The 15363-nt window shown below is 65.2% G+C and carries 16 protein-coding genes; 5 read left to right on the top strand and 11 right to left on the bottom strand.

Going from position 1 to position 15363, the window contains the following annotated elements; genetic code table 11:
• The 6 genes from CYD53_RS08050 to ugpB all read right to left on the bottom strand — a co-directional run.
• The coding region (locus CYD53_RS08050; protein ID WP_181011761.1) for a helix-turn-helix domain-containing protein at positions 1-268 on the bottom strand (268 nt) is incomplete at its 3' end.
• A 205-nt stretch (positions 269-473) separates the two neighbouring features.
• Entirely contained in the window at positions 474-1553 is a 1080-nt protein-coding gene (locus tag CYD53_RS08055) for a sn-glycerol-3-phosphate import ATP-binding protein UgpC (protein WP_103717578.1), read from the bottom strand.
• A 95-nt stretch (positions 1554-1648) separates the two neighbouring features.
• Positions 1649-2497 carry a sn-glycerol-3-phosphate ABC transporter permease UgpE gene (ugpE, locus tag CYD53_RS08060; protein WP_103717919.1) on the bottom strand — a complete coding sequence of 283 codons (849 nt, stop codon included), beginning with the start codon at positions 2495-2497 and terminating at the stop codon, positions 1649-1651.
• Between the two features lie 96 nt (positions 2498-2593).
• Entirely contained in the window at positions 2594-3037 is a 444-nt protein-coding gene (locus CYD53_RS08065) for a hypothetical protein (protein WP_146055855.1), read from the bottom strand.
• 113 nt (positions 3038-3150) lie between these two features.
• Positions 3151-4032 carry a sn-glycerol-3-phosphate ABC transporter permease UgpA gene (ugpA, locus tag CYD53_RS08070; protein ID WP_103717580.1) on the bottom strand — a complete coding sequence of 294 codons (882 nt, stop codon included), beginning with the start codon at positions 4030-4032 and terminating at the stop codon, positions 3151-3153.
• A 169-nt stretch (positions 4033-4201) separates the two neighbouring features.
• Complete coding sequence (gene ugpB, locus CYD53_RS08075; protein WP_103717581.1) at positions 4202-5524, bottom strand: sn-glycerol-3-phosphate ABC transporter substrate-binding protein UgpB; 1323 nt, start codon at positions 5522-5524, stop codon at positions 4202-4204.
• Positions 5525-5793: 269 nt separating this feature from the next.
• Between ugpB and CYD53_RS08080 the strand changes: the two genes are divergently transcribed.
• The 3 genes from CYD53_RS08080 (at position 5794) to CYD53_RS08090 (ending at position 9015) form a co-directional block, all read left to right on the top strand.
• A complete protein-coding gene (locus CYD53_RS08080) occupies positions 5794-6969 on the top strand; it encodes a fumarylacetoacetate hydrolase family protein (RefSeq protein ID WP_103717582.1) in 1176 nt (391 codons plus the stop codon).
• Positions 6966-7901, top strand: coding sequence for a carbohydrate kinase family protein (locus CYD53_RS08085; RefSeq protein WP_181011762.1), 936 nt, complete (start codon positions 6966-6968; stop codon positions 7899-7901). Before CYD53_RS08080 ends, CYD53_RS08085 begins: the two co-directional genes overlap by 4 nt.
• A 103-nt stretch (positions 7902-8004) precedes the next feature.
• A complete protein-coding gene (locus tag CYD53_RS08090) occupies positions 8005-9015 on the top strand; it encodes a proline racemase family protein (RefSeq protein ID WP_103717583.1) in 1011 nt (336 codons plus the stop codon).
• Between the two features lie 95 nt (positions 9016-9110).
• Here CYD53_RS08090 and CYD53_RS08095 read toward each other — a convergent pair whose 3' ends face one another.
• Positions 9111-10013, bottom strand: a complete 903-nt coding sequence (locus tag CYD53_RS08095; RefSeq protein WP_245928166.1) for a methylated-DNA--[protein]-cysteine S-methyltransferase — start codon at positions 10011-10013, stop codon at positions 9111-9113.
• A gap of 494 nt (positions 10014-10507) precedes the next feature.
• On the opposite strand from CYD53_RS08095, the gene CYD53_RS08100 reads away from it, so the two are divergent.
• Positions 10508-11440: an alpha/beta fold hydrolase gene (locus CYD53_RS08100; protein WP_103717584.1), complete on the top strand. Its 933-nt coding sequence runs from the start codon at positions 10508-10510 to the stop codon at positions 11438-11440.
• Positions 11441-11513: 73 nt separating this feature from the next.
• Here CYD53_RS08100 and CYD53_RS08105 read toward each other — a convergent pair whose 3' ends face one another.
• Together CYD53_RS08105 and CYD53_RS08110 are read right to left on the bottom strand one after the other, a co-directional pair.
• Positions 11514-12050 carry a hypothetical protein gene (locus CYD53_RS08105; protein WP_103717585.1) on the bottom strand — a complete coding sequence of 179 codons (537 nt, stop codon included), beginning with the start codon at positions 12048-12050 and terminating at the stop codon, positions 11514-11516.
• Positions 12051-12097: 47 nt separating this feature from the next.
• Complete coding sequence (locus CYD53_RS08110) at positions 12098-12637, bottom strand: DUF2244 domain-containing protein (protein ID WP_181011763.1); 540 nt, start codon at positions 12635-12637, stop codon at positions 12098-12100.
• 20 nt (positions 12638-12657) lie between these two features.
• On the opposite strand from CYD53_RS08110, the gene nth reads away from it, so the two are divergent.
• A complete protein-coding gene (gene nth, locus CYD53_RS08115) occupies positions 12658-13359 on the top strand; it encodes an endonuclease III (protein ID WP_103717586.1) in 702 nt (233 codons plus the stop codon).
• Positions 13360-13425: 66 nt separating this feature from the next.
• Here the strand turns inward: nth and CYD53_RS08120 are convergent, their stop codons facing one another.
• Both CYD53_RS08120 and CYD53_RS08125 read right to left on the bottom strand, forming a co-directional pair.
• Positions 13426-13788 (bottom strand): SPW repeat protein, encoded by a 363-nt coding sequence (locus CYD53_RS08120; protein ID WP_103717923.1) that lies wholly within the window; start codon positions 13786-13788, stop codon positions 13426-13428.
• Positions 13789-13998: 210 nt separating this feature from the next.
• Positions 13999-15357: an esterase-like activity of phytase family protein gene (locus CYD53_RS08125; RefSeq protein ID WP_103717587.1), complete on the bottom strand. Its 1359-nt coding sequence runs from the start codon at positions 15355-15357 to the stop codon at positions 13999-14001.
• Between the last annotated feature and the right edge of the window lie 6 nt (positions 15358-15363).

A 15363-nucleotide genomic window follows, 5' to 3' on the forward strand; every position in this document is an offset into this window, starting at 1 on the left:
GCTCAAGCTTGGCCACGATCTTGCGCGGACCCCAGCTCGGCCGCGCCCGTCGCAGGTCCAGGATCCTCTCCACCAACGGCGCAGGTGTCGCCAGCCCGTGCGCAAGCGGCGCCGATGACCGGTTCGCAAGCCCCGCCGCGCCCTCAGCCTCATAGCGCGCCCGCCACTTGTACCCTGCTTTGCGACTGATCCCGTAAACCTCGCAAAGCTCTGTCATCGACACGTCGCCCGCAAGCCAGTCGGCTATGAAACGCACCCGTTCGTCCATGGCACAGCTCTCTCGCCACGGCATGGTCCAGCCCTCCCAACTATCAAGGGAAAAACTGTCACCCTTCTATCCGGGCTCGTCTGTCACCAATCTATCCAGGCAGGACAGGAAGGCACCTTCCCCCGCCAGGGGGGAAGGGAAGAATTCACGCCAAATCCCCGTCGACGTTTCCGCTGCGCTTCGCCCGAGAATAACGGCGAGTGGGTTACGCCCGCCCCAGCCTGCCGCCTGTCTTCACGTCGAAGACATGCACCCGGTCCGGATTGACCGTGATCCAGAGCCGGCCGGCCTGGGCCGAAACCACATCGGTTGCTGCCTGCATCACGAAGGGCAAGCCGGCGAGCTTGCCGTGGAAGAGCTGCGTTGCGCCCAATTCCTCGATGAACTCGACATCGAAGGGCAATGAGCCGGCTTCGCCTTCCCCCGCGATTTCGACATCCTCGGGCCGCAGGCCGACCTCGACGGGAGAACCGGCCGCCAGATCCTCGCGCAGGTCGCGCGCCTCCAGGATCGCGTCGCCGAGCGCGACGATGCCGGGGCCGTCGATCGTTCCGGGCAGGATGTTCATCGGCGGCGAGCCGATGAAGGTCGCGACGAATTTGCTCGCCGGTTTCTTGTAGACCTCGGCCGGCAGGCCGATCTGCTCGACCTGGCCGCCATTCATCACCACGAGCTTGTCCGAGAGCGTCATCGCCTCGACCTGGTCATGGGTGACGTAGATCGCGGTGACGCCGAGCGCTCGCTGCAGCTTCTTGATCTCGACGCGCATCTGCACGCGCAATTTGGCGTCGAGATTGGAGAGCGGCTCGTCGAACAGGAAGACCTGCGGCTTGCGCACGATGGCGCGGCCCATGGCGACGCGCTGGCGCTGGCCGCCCGAGAGCTGCTTGGGACGCCGGTCGAGCAGCGCCTCGATGGCGAGGATGCGCGCAGCCTCCTTCACGCGGGCGTCGATCTCGTCCTTGGGCGTACCGAGATTGCGCAGGCCATAGGCCATGTTGTCGTAGACGCTCATATGCGGATAGAGCGCGTAGTTCTGGAACACCATGGCGATGTCGCGCTCGGCCGGGCCGATCTGGTTGACGATGCGATTGCCGATGGTGACCTCGCCCGACGAGATCGTCTCCAGCCCCGCGACCATGCGCAGCAATGTGGACTTGCCGCAGCCGGAGGGGCCGACGAGCACGCAGAAGCCGCCATCGGGGATGTCGAACGACACGCCCTTCACGGCTTCGACGCCGCCGAAATAGACTTTTTTGACGTTGTTGAGGGTGACTTGGGCCATCTAGTCCTCGGCAATGGGCAGTCGGCAATAGGCAGTCGGGGTGATACGGAACTGCGTCAATCGACTGCCTACTGCCGATTGCCGACTGCCGAAACTCACTTCTCCGTCTCCACCAGGCCCTTCACGAAGAGCCTCTGCATCAGGATGACGACGAGCACCGGCGGCAGCATCGCCAGCATGGCGGTGGCCATGGCGAGCTGCCATTCGGTGAGCGCGTCGGAGGTGACGATCATTTTCTTGATGCCGATGACGATGGTTTGCATCGAGTCCTTCGTCGTCACCAGGAGCGGCCAGAGATACTGGTTCCAGCCGTAGATGAACTGGATCACGAACAAGGCCGCGATCGTCGTCATCGAGAGCGGGATCACCGTGTCCTTGAAGAAGCGGAACGGCCCGGCATTGTCGATCCGGGAGGCTTCGAGCAATTCGTCGGGGATCGTCATGAAGAACTGGCGGAACAGCAGCGTGCCGGTGGCCGAGGCGATCAGCGGTATGGCGAGGCCCTGATAGCTGTCGAGCATGTTGAGGTCGGAAACCACTTTGAAGGTCGGGAAGATGCGCACCTCGACCGGCAGCATCAGCGTGACGAAGATGATCCAGAACGCCGCCATCCGGAACGGGAAGCGGTAATAGACGATGGCATAGGCCGAGAGCACCGAGATGAAGATCTTCCCCAGCGCGATCGCCATTGCCATGATGAAGGAGTTCAGCATCATTCCGGCCACCGGCTCGCGCGTCGTGCCCGAGGTGCCGACGAACAGGATGCGGTGGTAGTTCTCCAGGAAATGCGGCCCGGGCCAGAGCGGCAGCTTGCCGTTGATGATGGTCGAGGCGTCCCAGGTCGAGGCGACGAAGGTCAGCCAGACCGGGAAGGCGACGATCAGGACCCCGATCGTCAGGATGATATAGGCGATAGCATCGCCCAGGCGGCGGTCTTCGACCATCAGGCCCATACCTCTGTCTTGCGAAGCCATTGCGCCAAGGCTTCGACGCAGGCGTTCACGATGGCTTCGCCTTTTTCGATGGAGCCGATCACGTGCTCAGCTCCGCGGTTTCGTCATGGTGGCAAAGAACCGTTCGAGCAGCGGCGGAGCGGCCTCCTCCGTCGCGTCGATCTCCTTGCCCTCGTCCAGGACCGAGAAATGGTCGTAGACATAATGCCATTTCGGCGCCTGCCCGGCCTGTCCCGGCGCGGGCGGCGTGAGCTCATAGGCCTTCGTCGACAGCCGCCATCGTTTCGAACCGTCTCCGACGGGGTGGAACTGCAGGAAGAGCCGCAGCGCCTGCGGCCAGACGAAGGTCGGCGCTGCGCTGTTTGGCCCCTGCGAAAGCCCGGCCTCCGCCGCGCTGACGGCGATGAGCTTGATCGAGGCTGCTGCGGCTTGCCGTTCGGCTTCCCGGGAGGCGACGCCGCATGCTGTCGCGCCCCATGCCTCGCGCGAGGGCATGCAGAACAGGACGATGCCGGGCCAGGCGTCGATCATGCGGATTGGAGCCGCAGGCGCGGTTTGAAGGGCCTGCGCATGAGCCGCCGCGATCAGGGTTGCCGATGCCGACATAAGCCCGACGGACACAAGCCATGCGAGGCGCCGGCGCATCAATAGCTCACCTTGCGCTCGATGAAGCGGAACTGGATCGCAGTCATGCCGATCACCATGATCAGCAGGACGACCGATTGCGCCGCCGAGCCGCCCAGATTCGAGCCGCCCTTGCCGTCCGAATAGACCTTGTAGACCAGCGTCTCGGTCGCCCCCGAAGGGCCGCCGCCGGAGATCGTGTCGATGATGCCGAAGGTGTCGAAGAAGACGTAGACGATGTTGACGGTGAGCAGGAAGAAGGTCGTCGGCGAGAGCAGCGGGAAGATGATCGTCCAGAAGCGGCGCATCGGCTTGGCCCCGTCGATCACAGCCGCCTCGATCACGCTTTTGGGGATCGATTGCAGGCCGGCGAGGAAGAACAGGAAATTGTAGCTGATCTGCTTCCAGGTCGCGGCCAGGATCACCAGCGTCATCGCGTCATTGCCGTTGAGGCGCGGGTTCCAGGCTATGCCGAGGCTGTTGAGGCCGCGCGCCAGCATGCCCAGCGAGGGGTCGAACATGAAGATCCAGAGCACGCCGGCCACCGCCGGTGCGACCGCGTAGGGCCAGATCAATAATGTCTTGTAGATCTCGGCGCCCCTGATCTGCCGGTCGGCCATCACGGCGAAGAGCAGCGCGATCGACAGCGAGAGCACGCAGACGAAGGAGGAGAAGATCGCGGTGTTGATCAGCGCCTTGTAGTAGCCGGGATCGGCGAAGAGATCGCGATAGTTCTCGAACCAGACGAACTCGGTCGAGGTGCCAAAGGCGTCCTGCAGCAGGAAGCTCTGCCAGACCGCCTGGCTCGCCGGCCAGTAGAAGAACAGCACGGTGATCACCAGCTGCGGCGCGAGCAGCAGTACCGGGATCGTCAAGCCGCTGAAATAGGCGTTCTTCTGCATTCTGGCTCTCAGATGCGTTCGTCGCCCGGGACGTAGCGAGCGGAGGGCGTCATCCTCGGACACGCTCCGAGAATCTCAAGACCAGTTGGCTGGTTTCAGAGATGGTCGGGACAAGCCCGACCATGACGCTCGCTACGCCTGGGACGATGCTGTGATGGTCGTCAATCGCTCAACGCGCCGCCGTGCGCTCGAACTGGCGCAGCATCTGGTTGCCGCGCTCGACGGCTGCGTCCAGTGCCGCCTTCGGCGTCTTCTGCCCGTTCAGCGCCGCTTCGATCTCCTCCGACCAGATGTCGCGGATCTGGACCAGGCTGCCGAAGCGAAGCCCGCGCGAATTCTCGGTCGGCTCCTTGTTGGTCAGCTCGAGGATCGGCGTCTCGAGATAGGGCTTGTCCTTGTAGAAGCCCGACGCCTTGACCTTCGCATAGGCCGCCTTGGTGATCGGCAGGTAGCCGGACTCGGTGTGCAGCTTCACCTGGCGGTCGACATCCGACAGGAAGGTGAAGAACTTGGCGACGCCCTTGTACTCGTCGGCCTTCTTGCCGCCCATCACCCACAGCGAAGCACCGCCGATGATCGAGTTCTGCGGCGCGCCGGTGGCTTCGGGGTAATACGGCATCGGCGCATTGCCCCAGTCGAACTTGGCGTTCGCCTTGACGTTGCCGAAGAAGCCCGAGGAGGTCAGCATGATCGGGCATTCGCCGGAGGTGAAGCGGCCTTCGCCATTATTGGTGCGGCCGGAATAATCGTAGGTCTTGTCCTTCTGCAGCTCGACCAGATTGGTCAGGTGCTTGACGAAGAGCGGGCTGTTGAAGTTCAGCACGGCGTCGAAGCCGTCGAGCCCATTGGCCTTGGTGGCGATCGGGATGTTGTGCCAGGCGCCGAACTGCTCGATGTTGGCCCAGGTCGCCCAGGCATTGGTGAAGCCGCATTTATCGAAGCCGGCCGCCTTCAGTTTCTTGCCGGCCTCGAAGACCTCGGGCCAGGTCTTGGGCGGCGCGTCGGGGTTCAGGCCCGCCTTCTTGAAGGCGTCCTTATTGTACCACATCACCATCGAGGAGGAGTTGAACGGCATCGAGAGCATGTCGCCCTTGGCCGTCGAATAATAGCCGGTGATCGCGGGCAGATAGGCTTTCGGATCGAATGTTTCGCCGGCTTCCTTCATCAATTCGAAGACGGGCTTGATCGCGCCCTTGGCCGACATCATCGTGCCGGTGCCCACTTCGAAGACCTGCAGGATATGCGGCGCGGTGCCGGCGCGGAAGGCGGCGATGCCGGCATTCAGCGTGTCGGGATAGGAGCCCTTATAGGCGGGGACGACCTTGTAGTCCTTCTGCGAGGCGTTGAAATCCTCGGCGAGCTTCACCACCACGTCGTTATTGGCGCCGGTCAGCGCATGCCACCACTGGATCTCGGTCTGCGCCAGGGCAGGAGCTGCGCCCGCAAGCACGAATGCAGCCGCCGAGATCAGGATCGTCGATTTCACTGTCATTGATGTCGTCTCCCTTATCCACCCTTGCGCACGGCATGGCGGCTCTTGTCGTTGGTGCGCAAGCTAGCATGAAGCGCAGGTGACGTTTCAACGACAAAAGGATGACACTCGCCAAGGGGCAGCCCGGCGGTTTCCCCAGCCTTGACCGCTCGAAATCCTGGTGGTGGTCATCCTCGGGATGAGGGCCCATGCGCCGGGCGGGGCTTGCGCAAATGGCTGGAAGCGGCTGTTCTCCGCACCCCACTCCGCCGTGCCGATGGAACATCACGATGACACTCGCCCTGACGCCCGAAAACACTTTGCCGGCGGACGCCGCAACCGCTGTGCTTGCCGGCCGTGCCTGGTTACCGGATGTCGCTGGCCCGGCTGTCGTGGTCCTGCGGGAGGGAGAGCTCGTCGATGTCACCCGCGCCTTCCCGACCATGCGCGATCTCTGCGAGGCGCCGGACCCGGCCGCCGCGTTGAAGGCCGCGAAGGGGCAGTCGATCGGCTCGCTTGCCGCGATTCTGGCGAACACGCCGATCGACGGGCGCGATCCGTCGAAGCCCTGGCTGCTCTCGCCCCTCGACCTTCAGGCCGTGAAGGCGGCCGGTGTCACCTTCGCGGTCTCGATGCTGGAGCGCGTGATCGAGGAGAAGGCGCGCGGCAACCCGGCTGCCGCGGTGACCATCCGCGAGGAGATCGGCAAGCTCATCGGCGACGATCTCTCCAAGCTCAAGCCCGGCTCGCCCGAAGCGATGCATCTCAAGGAGGTGCTGATCAAGCAGGGCGCCTGGAGCCAGTATCTCGAGGTCGGCATCGGGCCTGACGCCGAGATCTTCACCAAGGCGCCGCCGATGTCCTCGGTCGGCACCGGCTTCGACGCCGGCCTCCACCCCGCCTCGACCTGGAACAACCCCGAGCCGGAGATCGTGCTGATCGTCGCCTCGACCGGCGCGATCGTCGGCGCGACACTCGGCAACGACGTCAATCTGCGCGATGTCGAGGGCCGCTCGGCGCTGCTGCTCGGCAAGGCCAAGGACAACAACGCGGCAGCGGCGGTGGGCCCTTTCATCCGCCTCTTCGACGCCGGTTTCTCGCTCGATCATGTCCGCAAGACCACCGTCTCGCTGACGGTCAAGGGCGAGGACGGCTTCACGCTGGAGGGCTCGTCCTCGATCGCGAAAATCAGCCGCGATCCCGCCGATCTCGCCAAGCAGATGCTCGGTGCGCACCACCAGTACCCGGATGGCGCTGCGCTCTATCTCGGAACCATGTTCGCGCCGATCAAGGATCGCGACACGGTCGGCGGTGGCTTTACCCATAAATACGGCGACATCGTCACGATCGCCGCGCCCGAGCTTGGCGCGCTGGTCAACCGTATGCGCCGTACCGATGAGTGCGAACCCTGGATCTTCGGTGCCTCGCATCTGATGCGCAGCCTGGCCAAGCGCGGGCTGCTGTGACGCAAGGGGTGATCCTCGTCACCGGCGAGGTGATCGGCGACTTCATCCCGCGTGACGGCGAGGGCCGGCACTACGAGGCGGTACTCGGCGGCTCCGGCTTCAACGCCGCGCTGGCGCTCGCCCGCTTCGGCGCGCGCGTCGCCTATGCGGGCGCGCTCTCGACCGATGCACTTGGCCGACGCTTTCGCACGGCCCTTGCCAGCGAGGGCATCGATGCCAGCCTGGTTCATGACAGCGCTCGTCCCAGCGCCATCGCGATCGTCGCGCCGCTCGGGCCCGGAGGCGTTCCTGAATTTGGGCTTTATCTCGACGGTACGGCTCATGCCGAGCCGGAGGGGACGCCGCGCTCCTGTCCTCCCGGCACCATCCACCTCCATGCCACCTCCTTCGGTGCGACCGTCGGCCCGTCTGGCGAGGCGACGCTGGCGCTGATCGAGAGTGCGAAGGCGCAGGGCGCGAGCATCAGCTACGACGTCAATGTTCGCGCCTCTGTGCTGCCCGAGAGGGCGCCCGCGACGGCGTTGATCGAGCAGCGCATCGCGCTGGCAGACATCGTCAAGGTCAGTCTGGACGACCTCGCCTGGCTGCATCCGGACTGGTCGGCCGACGAAGTCGTGGCGCATTGGCGTGGACTTGGCGCGGCATGCGTGCTGGTGACGCGCGGCGGGCAGGGCGCGTCCTGCCACAGTGCCGATGGCCTGATCGAGAGCGCTGCGCCGCCCGTGGCCGTGGCCGATACGGTCGGAGCCGGTGACAGCTTCATCGGCGGCGCCCTGGCCGTATTGGCAAGGCGCGGTCTGCTCGGGCCAAACCTTGCATTGGCGACACGTGGCGATTGGCAAGCCGCTCTGGCTTTCGCCTGCGATGTCGCGGCCGACAGCTGCACGAGACCCGGTTGCGATCCGCCTCGCCGGAGTGCCGTCGAGGCATGATTGAATGTGCCGTCATTGCGAGCGCAGCGAAGCAATCCAGGAGGGCTCGCGCTACGTCCCCAGGGTTGCTTCGCTACGCTCGCAATGACGTTGGAGAAACGCGATGCGCCTGAGCTATCTCGACTACCACACCTGCGGTGAGCCGGTTCGCATCGTCATTGGCGGCTATCCCGAGCTGACGGGCACCACCATTCTCGACAAGCGCAGGCAAGCCCGCGAGCACCATGACCATCTGCGGCGCGCCATGATGCTGGAGCCGCGCGGCCATGCCGGCATGTATGGCGTCATCCCGGTCAAGGCGTCGCATCCCGATGCCGCCTTCGGCGTGCTGTTCACACATAATGAGGGCTATTCGACCATGTGCGGCCACGCGACCATCGCGCTCGGCCGCTATGCGATCGAGCACGGGCTGGTGCCGGCGGTCGAGCCGCTGACGCGCTTCGCCATCGAGGCGCCTTGCGGGCTGGTCAGGCTTGCCTGCGAGGTCAAGAGCGGGAAGGTCGGCACCGTGACCTTCGAGAGCGTGCCGGCCTTCGTCCAGGTTCGGGATCGGGTTGTCGATGTGCCGGGCCTGGGGCCGATCACCACCGACATTGCCTATGGCGGCGCCTTCTACTGCATCCTGCCGGCGTCCCGCTTCGGGCTCGACCTGTTCGAGACGCCGGTCGCGCGGATCGTCGAGGCGGCCGGCGCGCTCACCGACGCCGTCCGTGCCGGGCCGGCGATCACGCACCCGACCGAGCCCGATCTCGGCTTTCTCTACGGCACGATCGTCACCGACGAGGCCGGGCCGGACGCGACGAGCTTCAATCTCTGCGTCTTCGCCGAGCGCCAGATCGACCGCTCGCCGACGGGTTCGGGCGTCACCGCCAGGATGGCGCTGGATCATGCCAAGGGCCTGATTGGCTCTGGCCGGACCCGGCTGTTCCGCAGCATCACCGGCGGCACCTTCTCAGGGAGCGTCCTCGGCCAGGCCGATTATCCGGTGCCAGGCGCCGTGACGGTCGCGGTCGGCGGCACCGGCCATTTCGCCGGCGAGGGGGCCTTCACCATCGAGGCCGACGATCCGCTCGGCTGGGGCTTCGAACTCCCGGCGCGTTTCGCGGAGATTTGAAGCGTTTGCGAACGAAGCGATGCCGGGGCGCATGGCAGGGCGCAAGCCTGTGGCGCTCGCGCCCTGCCGGGGCATGGATATGAAGCCGTAGCGGTTCAGCCCGCAGCGCCTGCCGTCTGTCCGGCTTCCCAGCCCAGGATGGCGCGCTTGCGCGTCAGGCCCCAGTGATAGCCCGTCAGCGCACCCGACTTCCCGATCACGCGATGGCAGGGCACGACGAAGGAGATCGGGTTCTTGCCGACCGCCATGCCGACGGCGCGCGCGGCGCTCGGCTTTCCGATATGGCTTGCGACGTCGCCATAGGTGGTGGCGCAGCCGACCGGGATCCTGAGCAGGGTCTCCCAGACGCGGACCTCGAAATCGGTGCCGATCAGCACGACGCGCAGCGGCGTCTCGGCCGACCATGCGGCAGGGTCGAAAATGCGCCCGGCATAGGGTTTCGTCGCCAAGGGATCGTAGTGGTAGTCGGCATGGGGCCAGCGCCGCATCATGTCGGCCAGCGCCTCGGCGCGGCCGCCGACGACCTTGCCGCCATCGACTGAAGTCGAGACCCAGCCGAGCCCCGCCAGGCCGCGATCGGTTACGACGATCAGCGCTTCGCCGAAGGGCGAGGCATGGAAGCCATAGGACAATCGCAAGCCTCCGCCGCCGGCCTTCCATTCGCCCGGCGACATCGCCTCATGGGTGACGAAGAGATCATGCAGCCGCCCCGGTCCCGACAGCCCGACCTCGTAGGCCGTGTCGAGGATGCTGGCGGAGGCGCCGAGCAGGCCCTTGGCATGGTCGAGCGTGATCGCCTGCAGGAAGGCCTTGGGGGTGAGCCCGCACCAGCGCCGGAAGAGATGGTGGACATCGGTCGGCGTCGCGCCGGCGGCCTCGGCGATCGCCTCGATCGTCGGCTGCTCGCGCCATGTCTCGGTGATGAAGGCCAGGATCCGGCGCACCGTGTCGTAATCGGAACCGGGCGCGGTCGAGGGAAAATCGGCCTCGGCCGGCATGGCCTCGGTGGCGCGCGCAAGCACGGCGTTGGTGAAGCGTGTCGGGGTCATCGCACCGAGCTTCTGGATATGAGCGGTCATGAGATCAACCTCGCATCGAATGTCATGATGCGAAACTAGGGATGCAAGGAGAGGGACTCCACCCGAAAGCTGGCAAGGTGGGGTGGGCCGTCCGCATCAGGCTGCCGAGACCGGCGGCTCGTCGAGCAAGCTCACGGCCCAATTGATGACGGTCATCGCTGCAAGACGTGGAGCAAAGCCCAGCATGTGCCGTGCCGTCTCAGCGGTCAGCGGGAACCGGCGTCCGAGGAGGGGGCAAGGCTTCTCATTTGCACCATGAACGGCAACGGCAATGCGCGGTCTCATCATTGTGCGCCCATTGCGAAAGCCAGCTTCGCTTATTCGGCGTCTGTACCTGACGATGCGGTAGGTTCATTGTCCCGGTGAGCTGTCTCGGGCGTGTGCTCGGGGCGCAGCCATCGGAGGGAACCGACATGTTTCGCATTCTGGCCGCCATGCTCGGCATCGTTCTGCTGGCAATGCCCGCATCGGCGCAGGTCGCTCCTTTCCCCGCGGCTTTCCGCATCCGGGAGATCGCGACCAATGGCACGACCATTCATGTCCGCATCGGCGGCAAGGGCCCGGCGGTGGTCCTGTTGCACGGCTATGGCGAGACGGGCGATATGTGGGCGCCCTTGGCGATCGATCTCGTCCGTGACCATACCGTCATCGTTCCAGACCTGCGCGGCATGGGCCTCTCGTCGAAGCCCAAGGCTGGCTTCGACAAGAAGACACAGGGAGGCGACATTGCCGGCGTCCTCGACGCGCTCAAGATCGAGAGGACGGATCTGGTCACCCACGACATCGGCAATATGGTCGGCTACGCCTTCGCCGCCCTGCACCGTGACCGCGTGACGAAGTTCGTCTTGATCGACGCGCCCTTGCCGGGTGTCGGTCCCTGGGACGAGATCCTCAAGAACCCGCTGCTTTGGCATTTCCGCTTCGGTGGGCCCGATATGGAGCGGCTCGTCGCCGGCCGCGAGCGCATCTATCTCGACCGCTTCTGGAACGAGTTCTCCGCCACGCCGAGCCGCTTCACCGAAGCCTCGCGCCGGCACTACGCCGCGCTCTACGCCAAGCCGGGCGCGATGCATGCGGGTTTCGCGCAGTTCGCCGCCTTCGACCAGGATGCCATCGACAACAAGGCTTTCCTGGCCGCAGGCAAGCTGACCATGCCTGTCTTGGCGCTGGGCGGCGAGAAGTCCTTCGGCCTGACCATGGCCGAGGTGATGAAGTTCGCCGCCAGCAATGTTCAAGGCGCGATCGTCCCCGATTCCGGGCACTGGATCATGGAGGAGAACCCGGCTGCGACCACCAAACTGGTCCGGACGTTTCTCGACGCCAGGTTCCTCGACGCCAAGCCCTGACGGAGCGGGTTCACAGCCCCATCGATTCCAGGAGTCGAGAGCATTGCATTTGCGAAAAACTGGCGCGAGCCGTTCAGCGCGGCTTTAGCTCGGCGATGAAAACCTGCAACCCCTCCCGCGTCAGGCGCTGGTTGTTGCGATACCATTCATCCTGTGTCGCGAAGACGGCCGAGGTCTCGTCCCAACCGCTGCAGCTGTAGTCCGATTGCGCGGCGAAGAAGCCAACGAACGCCTCCTCGCTTGGCCAGGACGTGATCGCATCGCCGGTATGAAGGCCGCCGTCGAAGATATCGCAGAGCTTGACGCCGTCTTGGGTGCGGATCAGGCCCTGCCCGCAGAAATCGCGGTGGAACTCGCGCACCAACCCCTCTCCGGGCGGGCATGTCATGAGCTTGCGCCAGACCATGCGCGGCAGTTCCGGCCCGAACGGCGTCCGGTCGAGCCGGTCGCGCAGCACGAGCCCGTAGGCGCGCACCCGCTCCTCGCCGCTCTGCCCAGGCGCATCCTCCTCGGCGTTCGGCATCCGCGCTCCCGGTCTCCTGACGAGCAAAGCTGTGATCAGCCCGACGATGATCGCAGCCGAAATCAGCGGAACGATGATGGTGGCCAAGCTTCACACCTGAAAAGCCGACATTCGACTGGCCTGACGCGAGCCTGTCAGGCCGCTCCGTAATCCGGGCCGCGCTTCGCGTTTGCCAGTGCCGCGCCGAGCGCGTCGGCAAAGCCTTCGCGCTCATGCGGCGAGAGTGCGGCAGCGACCGCGACGCTCTGCCCGCGCGAGACCAGGCTGAGCCGCAGCAGGCCGTAATCCTCGTCCTCCTGGCGCTCGAGCTTGGTCCAGGCCGGGTTGAAGCGCCAGACCGCCTCGCGACCATGATGCGAGACCTTGCGCAGCAGCACTTCGAGCGGGGTCACGATGATCCGTTCGAAGGCCCGCGCGTGGCGGAAATTGACGTGGAAGGCGATGAACAGAGCCGCGACGTCGAGCCCGAAGAAGCCCGCCACCGGCCAGGCGCCGAGCACGACGAAGGGAATCGAGGAAACCACGCTGGAAAGGCAGACCAGCGTCATCACGATGCGGAAGCCGCTCTGCCCCAGCGAGCGATGCGGCGTGATCGTCGCGTCGAAGACGGGCCGATCGGCCGCCATGGCCGAGGCGTCGCCGGACGCGGCTGAATCGGACTTGCCGGGCTTCATGGGCCAACTATAACGCCTCGATGATACAAGAGAACAGGCCCAAACGCCGCGCGCCCGACACCCTCGGGATCACGAAGCCGCGCGCGCGCAGCGCCGCCGAAATCCGCGAGATTTTCGAGCGCTTCCGTGCCGTAGAGCCTGAGCCCAAGGGTGAGCTCGAACACGTCAACGCCTTCACTCTTCTGGTCGCCGTGGTGCTCTCGGCGCAGGCGACCGATGCAGGCGTCAACAAGGCGACGCGCAAGCTCTTCGAGCTCGCCGATACCCCGGAAAAGATGCTGGCGCTGGGGGAGGAGCGGGTGCGGGAGCTCATCAAGACCATCGGCCTGTTCCGCACCAAGGCGAAGAACGTGATCGCGCTCTGCGAAAAGCTCATCGCCGAGTTCGGCAGCCAGGTGCCGGCCAATCGCGAGGCGCTGGAGACACTGCCGGGTGTCGGCCGCAAGACCGCCAATGTCGTGCTCAACATGGCCTTCGGCGAGATCACCCACGCAGTCGACACCCATGTCTTCCGCGTCGCCAATCGTTTGCGCATCGCTCCGGGCCAGAACGTGCTGCAGGTCGAATTGGGGCTGGAGAAGGCGGTGCCGCGGGAGTTCGGCCGGCATGCGCATCACTGGCTGATCCTGCATGGCCGCTACACCTGCAAGGCGCTCAGGCCCGAATGCGGCCGCTGCCTGCTCGTCGATCTCTGCGATTCCGCGGATAAGCGCGTGGCCTGACCGTCGCGGATGCGAAAGAGCCCGTCGCCTCGCGGCGGCGGGCCATAGCGTCATGTCACGGCCCGGTCAGGCCGTGGCATGTGGCTCGTGCCGATAGTCCCAGACAGCCCAGGCCGAGACCGCCGCCGTCAAGGCGCCCAGGATCATATGGGTCCAGAACGCGTTGAAGTTGCCGGTGAAGCCTAGCATCCAGGGGGCCGCCATCAGCCAGACGCCGAGCGCCAGGTTCATCCATTCCTCCCATTCGGCGAAGACCGAAAGCGCCGCGAAGGCCACCAGGGCGAGCGCCACGGCGACGATCCAGGCGTTTCGGGTGGGCATAGCTTCGCCCACGAAGCCGAAGATCCAGGGAGAGATGAACAGGCACGCGGCGAGGATGAGGTTGCACAAGTCCTGCGGCCGTCTGCCGTCCGTATTCGCGGTCAACATGATCACCTCCATGAGTGTCGATCATCCAAACCACCGCCCTCGCACTTGGAGTGCTTGGTGCCTGTCAATATAATCCTGCGAAAACAGCCATTCAAGGGCGAGTTTCCCCAACGAAAATGGCCGGAAAGGGGCCGGCCATGACTTGAATGGAGGCTTCCAAGTTGTGGACTTACCTGTCCGCGACTTGGAGGAGCAGGTGCGCGGCCCGGCTCACTTCGCGTCGAGCAGTTCCTTCACCGAGAGCAGCACGAGTTCGTTGTCGTCGGCCTTCTTCGGATCGCGCGAGGAGGAGAAGGGCAGGTTGTTGTCGTTGCCGACGACGATGATGCCGTTGGCGCGGTCGACCACATCGACGTTCTCGATGGTGAAGAAGGGGAAGGGCAGCACGCCGTCGATGGCGCCCTGCCTGGCCTTCTTGTCCGGGTCGGCGATCTTCATGAGGTCGATGAAGCCGATCTTGCGCACCGGCTTGCCGACATTGGCGTCGGTCATTTCGATCTTCACGATGCGCTTGAACCTGGCCAGGTCGTGGAAGCAGTCGGGGCCCTTCTGGCCGGCGGGGCAGGCCTTGTCGGCGGTGCCTTCGCCATTGTCGCGTTCGATGATGAGCGCTGTCGTGGCGTCGATCATGTTGAAGTCGCCGATGGCGTTGCCCTTGGCTTCCAGCGGGAAGAGCCAGGAACGGCCGGTCCATTTCTCGGCAGCCACGTCGAATTCGAGGATGCGCAGCACCTCCTTGCCGTCGACCTCCTGATTGCCCTTGGTCTCGGCGTTCCAGAGCGGGCCTTCCAGCAGCGGGTAGAGGAAGCGGCCGTCGGGCGATTGCGCCATGCCCTCGAAACCCTTGGAGCGGCGGACATTGAACTCGACCGGGAGGTTGGGCGCGCTGGGCGTGGCCACGGCATAGTGGTCGGGCGAGCGGGCGGGCTTGCCGTCGACGAGCGTCTCGAACACGGCCTCGACCTTGCCGTCGGCATCGACGCGGATGAGATAGGGGCCGAATTCCTCGCCGATCCAGAATTTGCCGCCGATCGGCTGGATCGATTCCGGATCGAAATCCGCCCCGGTCAGATAGCGCTTCTCCGTACCTTCATGGACGATGCGGAAGGGGATCTTCTTGTCGGGGTCGTGCAGGAAGGTGGTCGCGGTCCGCTCGATCTTGCCGCTGGCGAAATCGGCCTTGAGGCGGTGGAAGAACAGCATGGCGTCCGGCGAGTTCGCCTTGGCGCCGAAGCCGTTATCGGTCAGCACCAGGAACTCGCCATTGCCCAGCGAGCGGATGCCGGAGAAGCCCTGCACCGGCTGGCCGGCAAACGGCGTCGACAGGCCGGTCGGACGCCCGCCCGAGGTGCCCATCACCGTGCCGACCGCCTCGACGCGCTTGCCGGGCGTGACGAATTTGCCGGAGACCTTGAGGTCGGCCGGCGCATCGGCCGGGGCGGCGATGATCGTGTTGGCCGGCAGCAGGGCATGGCCGGCGAGCTTGGCGGGGAATTCCTTATGCGCATCCTGGGCGCCGGCGAGGATGGTCGATGACAGCAGCAAGGCCGCGACGAGGGACAGGCGCATGGAACG

This window comes from Allobosea psychrotolerans (genome assembly GCF_002917105.1).
Taxonomy (GTDB): Bacteria; Pseudomonadota; Alphaproteobacteria; order Rhizobiales; family Beijerinckiaceae; genus Allobosea; species Allobosea psychrotolerans.

What these genes read in the sequence shown, in the direction of transcription:
- CYD53_RS08055 (WP_103717578.1), bottom strand. Translation starts at nt 1,553, where the DNA reads ATGGCCCAAGTCACCCTCAACAACGTCAAAAAAGTCTATTTCGGCGGC.
- ugpE (WP_103717919.1), bottom strand. Translation starts at nt 2,497, where the DNA reads ATGGTCGAAGACCGCCGCCTGGGCGATGCTATCGCCTATATCATCCTG.
- CYD53_RS08065 (WP_146055855.1), bottom strand. Translation starts at nt 3,037, where the DNA reads ATGATCGACGCCTGGCCCGGCATCGTCCTGTTCTGCATGCCCTCGCGC.
- ugpA (WP_103717580.1), bottom strand. Translation starts at nt 4,032, where the DNA reads ATGCAGAAGAACGCCTATTTCAGCGGCTTGACGATCCCGGTACTGCTG.
- ugpB (WP_103717581.1), bottom strand. Translation starts at nt 5,524, where the DNA reads ATGACAGTGAAATCGACGATCCTGATCTCGGCGGCTGCATTCGTGCTT.
- CYD53_RS08080 (WP_103717582.1), top strand. Translation starts at nt 5,794, where the DNA reads ATGACACTCGCCCTGACGCCCGAAAACACTTTGCCGGCGGACGCCGCA.
- CYD53_RS08090 (WP_103717583.1), top strand. Translation starts at nt 8,005, where the DNA reads ATGCGCCTGAGCTATCTCGACTACCACACCTGCGGTGAGCCGGTTCGC.
- CYD53_RS08095 (WP_245928166.1), bottom strand. Translation starts at nt 10,013, where the DNA reads ATGCCGGCCGAGGCCGATTTTCCCTCGACCGCGCCCGGTTCCGATTAC.
- CYD53_RS08100 (WP_103717584.1), top strand. Translation starts at nt 10,508, where the DNA reads ATGTTTCGCATTCTGGCCGCCATGCTCGGCATCGTTCTGCTGGCAATG.
- CYD53_RS08110 (WP_181011763.1), bottom strand. Translation starts at nt 12,637, where the DNA reads ATGAAGCCCGGCAAGTCCGATTCAGCCGCGTCCGGCGACGCCTCGGCC.
- nth (WP_103717586.1), top strand. Translation starts at nt 12,658, where the DNA reads ATGATACAAGAGAACAGGCCCAAACGCCGCGCGCCCGACACCCTCGGG.
- CYD53_RS08120 (WP_103717923.1), bottom strand. Translation starts at nt 13,788, where the DNA reads ATGTTGACCGCGAATACGGACGGCAGACGGCCGCAGGACTTGTGCAAC.
- CYD53_RS08125 (WP_103717587.1), bottom strand. Translation starts at nt 15,357, where the DNA reads ATGCGCCTGTCCCTCGTCGCGGCCTTGCTGCTGTCATCGACCATCCTC.